Source organism: Niveispirillum sp. (genome assembly GCF_017996735.1).
Lineage (GTDB): Bacteria > Pseudomonadota > Alphaproteobacteria > Azospirillales > Azospirillaceae > Niveispirillum.
In genome coordinates, this window is sequence record NZ_JAGOGJ010000209.1 from 1 (window position 1) to 7,031 (window position 7,031).

Annotated in this window: 6 protein-coding genes; 1 reads left to right on the top strand and 5 read right to left on the bottom strand. The window is 65.1% G+C overall.

Annotation, left to right across the window (positions count from 1 at the left end):
* Positions 1 to 105: 105 nt before the first annotated feature.
* From bchY to KBA48_RS31450, 5 genes are all read right to left on the bottom strand, one after another.
* On the bottom strand, positions 106 to 1,686 hold the full coding sequence (gene bchY / locus KBA48_RS31430; RefSeq protein ID WP_292912619.1) for a chlorophyllide a reductase subunit Y: 1,581 nt from the start codon (positions 1,684 to 1,686) through the stop codon (positions 106 to 108).
* A gap of 13 nt (positions 1,687 to 1,699) precedes the next feature.
* Positions 1,700 to 2,710 (bottom strand): chlorophyllide a reductase iron protein subunit X, encoded by a 1,011-nt coding sequence (locus KBA48_RS31435; RefSeq protein ID WP_292912620.1) that lies wholly within the window; start codon positions 2,708 to 2,710, stop codon positions 1,700 to 1,702.
* The gene (bchC, locus tag KBA48_RS31440; RefSeq protein ID WP_292912621.1) at positions 2,707 to 3,645 is read right to left on the bottom strand and encodes a chlorophyll synthesis pathway protein BchC; all 939 of its coding nucleotides are present in this window, start codon (positions 3,643 to 3,645) and stop codon (positions 2,707 to 2,709) included. The genes KBA48_RS31435 and bchC overlap by 4 nt, the downstream gene beginning before the upstream one ends.
* Positions 3,646 to 3,753: 108 nt before the next feature.
* Entirely contained in the window at positions 3,754 to 4,857 is a 1,104-nt protein-coding gene (locus tag KBA48_RS31445) for a methyltransferase (protein WP_292912622.1), read from the bottom strand.
* Between the two features lie 43 nt (positions 4,858 to 4,900).
* Positions 4,901 to 5,770, bottom strand: a complete 870-nt coding sequence (locus tag KBA48_RS31450; RefSeq protein ID WP_292912623.1) for a polyprenyl synthetase family protein — start codon at positions 5,768 to 5,770, stop codon at positions 4,901 to 4,903.
* A gap of 109 nt (positions 5,771 to 5,879) precedes the next feature.
* Between KBA48_RS31450 and KBA48_RS31455 the strand changes: the two genes are divergently transcribed.
* Positions 5,880 to 7,031, top strand: a 1,152-nt coding sequence (locus tag KBA48_RS31455; protein WP_292912624.1) for an NAD(P)/FAD-dependent oxidoreductase, incomplete at its 3' end; no start/stop codon positions are given.

Here is a 7,031-nt window from a genome sequence, read left to right on the forward strand (position 1 = left end):
GGTTCTCGCAGCCCACCGGGCCGTCGATGATCACCTGCAGCCCCTTGATCGCCGTGAAGGCGTAGACGCTGCCCCAGTAGCCGCCGGCTCTATCATGGTCGAGGATCAGCATCCGACGCTATCTCCATTCTCGACCGCGTTACGCGATTGGTTGGTCTTGGCCGCGTATTTCCGGCGGAAGGCGCTGCGATCCTGCGGCACATCTTCCCAGATGCCGGCGGCGTCACCCGTGCCAACCCCTTCGAAAAAGGCGTTCATGGCGTCAAAGCGCGGCTTGTTGGCGATGGCCGTGTTGATAACCGACGGCAGCGACCCCGGCCCCGCCGGCCCCATCAGGGGGCGGGCGGAAATCAGATTGGTGAAGTAGAGTGCGGGCGTTCCCGCCTCCTTTGCCTTCTGCACCACGGGCGTGGTGCCGATGGCCAGATCGGGCTTGAACTCCGCAAATGCCGCCAGATCCTGTTCCAGCGAGGCGCGGAAGCGGACGATCACGCCCTTGGCCGCCAGCCATTCCGCATCCTCGGTATTGTACGGCGTCTTCGGGCACGCCGTGCCGACATAGCGCAGGTCCGCGCCCAGTTCGACCAGCAGCCGACCGACCAGCAGTTCGGAACCTTCATAGCCCGACAGCGTGATGCGGCCCTTGATGCGGTTGGCGGCCAACCCGGCACTGATCGCGCCGCGCATGGCGTTGCGGGTCTGGTCGATCCGGGCCTGCGGTACGCCACAGCGATGCCCGATGGCCGACAGCCAGGCGTCGGTGCCATCCAGCCCGATGGGGGCGGACCCGACAATGGGCCGGCCGGCGGCGGTAAATTCGCGGAAGGTTGCCGTGTAGAAGGGGTGGATGGCCGCCACGGCGGCGCAATCCAGCGCACCGTAGAGATCGCGCCATTCCCGCACCGGAATGCTGGGCCCCACGGCCAGCCCCATCGGGTCCAGCATATTGCCGATGACGACAGGGTCGGCGGGGAACATCTCCCCCACAAGCGTGACGGTCGGCTTATCCTTCAACCCGGCGCGCGGCCTCTGCACCGGCCCGGCCTCTGCCTCCTGCCGGGCATAGGACAGCATAGCGCCCGACAGCACATCCTTCGCTTCGGCATGGGTGGGCACGCCAAAGCCCGGCACGTCGATGCCGATGATGCGGACCCCATCAATCTCCTTCGGCAGCATTTTCAGCGGCACGCCGGAGGCGGTGGGAACGCAGAGATTGGTGACGATCAGCGCATCGAAACGGCCCGGATCGGCCATCAGATGCACCGCCTCGACGATATCCTCATACAGCTTGCCGGTGACCAGCGTCTCGGAGCTGAAGGGCACATAGCCAACGGAGCGTTTGGCACCGTAGAAATGGGAGGTGAAGGTCAGTCCATAGACACAGCAGGCCGATCCCGACAGGATGGTGCCGACCCGGCGCATGCGAAGGCCCACACGCAGCGACCCGAAGGCAGGGCACATGGATTGCGGCTGGTCATGCGGTCCCTTGGGATAATCCCGTTCCAGCCGGTCCATCACCTCATCATTGCCGGCAGCGCGGGCGGCAGCACGCGACAGTTCGACGCCGCCATGGCACCCGGCCGCGGCGGGCTGTACACCGTCCGCCGTGAAGCCCGCACCCGCGTCCCCCGAAAGGGCCGTCTCGCCGGCAGCTTCGCGTATGAAGTCCAAAGGCTGGTCGTCCATGGTTGTGTGCCCCTCAGACCCGGTCGTAAATGACTTCGAGCGAGGCGCGTTTCAGCGCGCCCGCAGGGCACATATCTTCCGGCGTCGCCGGCTCTAGCCGGAAATTGCCGCCGGTCTGGCTGGCATCGAACAGGCCGAGCAGCCCATCCTGATCCAGCGGGCGCGGCAGAACCGGCGGGGCCTCGGCCAGATTGACCGACAGCGCCTCAAACAGCGGACCCCACCGGTTATCGGGGGTGCCGATGATCTGGTAATTGGCGCTCTTGCGGCGGATATCCTCATCCTGCGGGATGGAGGCCAGGACCGGGATACCGACCGCGTCGGCGAAGGCCTGCGCCTCTCCGGTGCCGTCATCCTTGTTGATGACCAGCCCCGCCACGCCGACATTGCCGCCCAGATTGCGGAAATACTTCACCGCCGAGCAGACATTGTTGGCGACATAGAGGGACTGGAGATCGTTGGATCCGACCACCACGACCTTCTGGCACATGTCGCGCGCAATCGGCAGGCCGAAGCCGCCGCACACCACGTCGCCCAGGAAGTCCAGCAGGACATAGTCGAAGTCCCATTCATGGAAGCCCAGCTTTTCCAGCGTCTCAAACCCATGGATGATGCCGCGACCGCCGCAGCCGCGCCCCACTTCCGGACCGCCCAACTCCATGGCGAAGACGCCATCGCGCTTGAAGCAGACGTCGGAGATGGAAACTTCCTGTCCTGCTTCCTTGCGGCGGGACGCCGTCTGGATGATGGTCGGGCAGGCGCGCCCGCCGAACAGCAGCGAGGTCGTGTCGCTTTTCGGATCACAGCCGATCAGCAGCACCTTTTTGCCCAGTTGCGCCAGCATGTAGGACAGGTTGGCCAGCGTGAAGCTCTTGCCGATACCGCCCTTGCCATAAATGGCGATGATCTGGGTTTCCTTGGTGACCTTGCCGACATGCGGCGCATCGGGTTCGATGGCCGCCTCCTCACGCAGGCGCCTGCTCATGGTTTTCGGGCTGCTGCGGACGTCCAGATCAAGGCTCATGCGGCTTTCCTCCAGTCGATCACCATTTTCAGGCAGCCGAGGTCGTTGAACGCGGTTGCGTAGGCGGATGACGCCTGGGCCGGTGTGGCCCGGTGTGTCAGCAGCCCGTCGAGGGACAGGCGCCCGGTTTCCACCAGGCCTATGACGGCGGAAACATCCTCCGGGCGGAATTCCGCCGCGATGGACAGGGTCAGTTCCCGCATGAAGGCCGGGGCGAAGGCGTAACCGACCCGCTCCCCATAAAACCCGGCCAGGATCAGTTCCGCCGGCTTGCGCAGGCGGGTGATGATGCTGTCGATGGCGGTGGCATCACCGCTGGCATCAATGGCCGTGCCATAGCGCATGTCACCATCCTCTCCCGGATACATCACAGGATAGGCTTGGCCCCCCGTACGACGGGCGGCGGCGGTTTCCCAGACAATCGGGGCGGCAAAACCCAGGGCCAGCACCATGCGGGCGATCAAACGCCCCAGCACGCCGTGGCCCACGACCAGACCAACAGGCCCCTGGGCCCGTCGCACCGCATGGTGCGCCGTTGCCGCCAGTGCCAGCAGCACCCCGTTATCCTGCAGGGCGGGGGCGATTTCGAACACCCGCGCACCGGGAACGACCAGGGTGGAGGCATTGGCCCCGAACAGACCCGCCGCCTCCGCATAACAATTGGCGCCGGGGACAAAGACCAGTGCCCCAACCCGGTGGCCGGATTCCGGACCCGCCTGGATCACGGTGCCCACCGTTTCATAACCGGGGACCAGCGGATAGGACATGCCGGGGAACCGGGGCATGGTGCCCTGGTACAGCATCTTTTCCGTCCCCGTGGAAACACCGCTGGCAACCGTTTCGACCACGACATCGCCGGGGCCTGGAACACGCAGAGCCAGTCGCCGAACAGCGACGTCTCCCGGTCTCTCGAATACCACAGCCGTCGCGTACATTCCGGCACCTCCCCCAGGTGAGCAATCCGATTACGCATATGTCATATTAAGTTGACACTCCAAACTGTCAATTAATATTTACACTTTTTTAGGTGATGACGCTGGGCCCTATCGGCGAGCGGTCACGATGGACGCAATCAGCGGGTTCGGCGTCGCGAGGATGCGGATGGATTGGAATCCGGTTGCTGCCAGGAAACCCGCGATTTCCCGCGCGCTGCGGCAGCGTCCCGATCCCATGGCCAGGAAATAAATGCCGAAATAGGCCGCGGACAGCCGGGCGCCGTCGCTTGACCCATCCATGGCTTCGGCAATGACCAGGGTGGTGCCGGGGCGCAGCGAGCGGTGAAGATTGGCAAGGATGGTTTCTACCCGCGAATCGTCATGGTCGCAGAGTACCCGGATCAGGGTGACGCACTCGGCATCGCCGGGCACCGGATCGCGGCTGAAATCGCCGCCATGGACATGGGTCCGCGCCCCCAGGCCCAGGGCATCAAGATGCCTGGCCGCACGCTGGGCCACGGCGGGAAGGTCGAACAGATGCAGTTCAAGGCCGGGATGCACATCTGCGGCGGCGGCCAGAAATGCACCATCGCCACCGCCGACATCCAGCAGCACGCGGTACCGGGCGAAATCATGGCTGGCCAGGAGGCAATCGGCCATCATGGCCTGGCTGTCCCGCATCAGGGCGGAATAACCTTCCACCTCAGCCGGCTTCGGGCCATCGGCCCCCATCTCCCGCACATAGGCCCAGTATTGCCGCAGCTCCGTCTGCGCCGCACCGGTCCGCAGCAACTGGTCGGGATCGATCAGGTCGCGGTAGAGCATGGCATGGTGGCGCACCATGGCATCCAGGCCCCGGTCAGCCGCCAGGATCACGCCGCCATCGTCCAGGACCCAAAGGTCGGGCCTGATTTCGATCACAAGGCCCAGCGCGGCGTTGGCGCGCAGCAACAGGCGTATCCGTTCTTCCGGTAATGCCAGACGGTCGCTGAGGCAGGCCGTCGTCAACGCCTCCTTCTCCAGCGCCCGATACAGGCCGAGCCGCACCCCCGCCAGCAGCACCTGCGAGAAGATGAACCCCCCGGTCAGGCGGAACAGCGTGTTGGCCTTGGCATTGCCGATGGCACGCAGCAGCGGCAGCCGTGCGATCCATCGCCGGAAACCCGGCTTTGCAATCATCCGGTTGCGCCACAGCCGCAGGCGCAGAGCCAAAGGCCTGGTTCCGGCGTCGGGGGGCTGCGTTCCCATGCCCCTGTCAGGCGGCGCTGACGGACAGCGTCTTGGGCATCAGGCGCGTCGCCTCGTTAAGGATCATGGCGCGGAACGGCCCGCGTCCGGCGCAGTCCGGAACGCTGTCGGCCGCCGTTTCCACCAGGGTGCGCAAATGCTGCAGGGCTTTGGGTATGCCCAATGCGGCCGCGATGTTGGGTTTGCCGTTGCGCCCGTCCTGACCGGCGGGTTTGCCCATGCTGCCGGTCGTGCCCATCGCATCATAGAGATCATCGGCCACCTGATAGGCGGAACCCAGAGCATCGGCCAGAGTCAGCCAATCCTGCGGGTTCCCGCCCGAGGCCAGCGCGCCGGTCGATACGGCGCCCGCGAACAGGGATGCCGTCTTGGCCCGGTGATATTGGCAGATGTCGATATCCGCCTCCGCCTCCCAAGCCTGACCCGCGACCAGCCCATAGGGGGAGCCAACGGCTTTGGCGATGGTGGCGATCAGCGGTGCGGTCAGCCTAGGGGCGTGCATCGTCTCCCGCGCCACCGTTTCGAATGCCGCCACGATCAGCCCGTCACCCACCAGAAGGGCGATCTCCTCGCCGAATTCCGTATGCACGGATGCCTGCCCCCGGCGCGTCGCCGCATTGTCGAAACAAGGCATGTCGTCATGGACCAGCGAAGCACAGTGCAGCAACTCGATGGCAACGGCGGCGGCATTGGCCGCCTGGGGGTCCCGGTCGCCACATGCCGTCGCGACGGCCAGACACAGGCGGGGCCTTATGCGGGCACCACCGGGAAACACCGCATGGCGCAGGCCACCGGCCAGCAGCGGCGGGCAGCCATTGGCGGTCGCAAGTCGCAGGGCGAGCTGCAATCCGGCTTCAATGCGCTCAGGCAATTCCATGGCCGACCTCCGTGCCCATAAATGTCAATTTGACTGGACGGAAAAATGTGTAAACATAAATTGACACATCAATGGAAAATGTCAATCCACGAGGAACAGGCCGCACGAAATGGGCTTCAGCGCCAGAACAGACGATTCTGTGGTGATCGTGGGGGCCGGAATGGGCGGTCTGGCAGCGGCCCTGGTTCTGGCCCATGCCGGTTATCGTGTCACAATGGTCGATGCGGCGGCGGGGCCGGGGGGTAAGCTGCGGCAGGTGGCGGCGGGCGGGCGTCTGTTTGATGCGGGACCTACGGTCCTGACCATGAAATGGGTCTTTGATGAATTGCTGGCCCGCTACGGTACCACCCTGGAAACGCAGCTTAGGCTGACCCGGTGTGATGTGCTGGCCCGGCATTATTGGCAGGGTGCGCAAAGGCTGGATCTCTACACGGATCCCGCGCGGACCCGGGAGGCGATCGGTGATTTCGCCGGTGCTGCGGCGGCGGCAGGTTTCAGCCGCTTTGCGGCGGACAGCGCACGGATCTACCGGCTGCTGGAACGCAGCTTCATCGATGCGCCACGGCCCAACCCTTTGTCCTTGTCGGCCCGTATCGGTTTGCACCGGCCCTCCGCCCTGCTGGCATTGCGGCCCTATACGAAGCTCTGGTCGGCGCTGTCGGGTTATTTCACCGATCCCAGGCTGCGGCAGCTTTTCGGCCGTTATGCCACCTATTGCGGATCATCGCCGTTCCTGGCACCGGCCACCTTGATGCTGGTGGCGCATGTGGAACAGGCGGGCGTATGGATCGTGGATGGCGGCATGGCCGCGCTGGCCTGTCGTCTGGCGGCCGTCGCGCGGGAGGCGGGCGTGGAATTCCGCTTTGGTGAGCGCGTCGTTTCCATCGACCGTGACCGGTCGGGGCGATCCGTGATCGGCGTGACCACCGATCAGCAACAGCACCTGCGCGCCGATGCCGTCATCTATAATGGTGATGTCGCTGCGCTGACCCGGATGATCACGCCAGAGCCTCCACCGCCGTGCCGGCCGGTTGAACGCTCGCTGTCGGCTCTGGTCGCCTGTGGTCTGGCAAAGCCCGATGGGGTAGCCCTTGCCCATCACACAGTGTTTTTCAGCGATGATTACGCGGCTGAATTCGACGCGATCCGGCGTCACCGCCGCCCGCCCGCCGACCCCACCGTCTATCTTTGTGCCCAGGACCGCTCCGATGGGGGGGATCTGGCCAACCCGTCGGCGGATGGGGCGGGGGAGCGGCTGTAC

Excerpts from the sequence above, each read along its gene's own strand:
- bchY (WP_292912619.1), bottom strand. The coding sequence starts at position 1,686 with ATGGACGACCAGCCTTTGGACTTCATACGCGAAGCTGCCGGCGAGACG.
- KBA48_RS31435 (WP_292912620.1), bottom strand. The coding sequence starts at position 2,710 with ATGAGCCTTGATCTGGACGTCCGCAGCAGCCCGAAAACCATGAGCAGG.
- bchC (WP_292912621.1), bottom strand. The coding sequence starts at position 3,645 with ATGTACGCGACGGCTGTGGTATTCGAGAGACCGGGAGACGTCGCTGTT.
- KBA48_RS31450 (WP_292912623.1), bottom strand. The coding sequence starts at position 5,770 with ATGGAATTGCCTGAGCGCATTGAAGCCGGATTGCAGCTCGCCCTGCGA.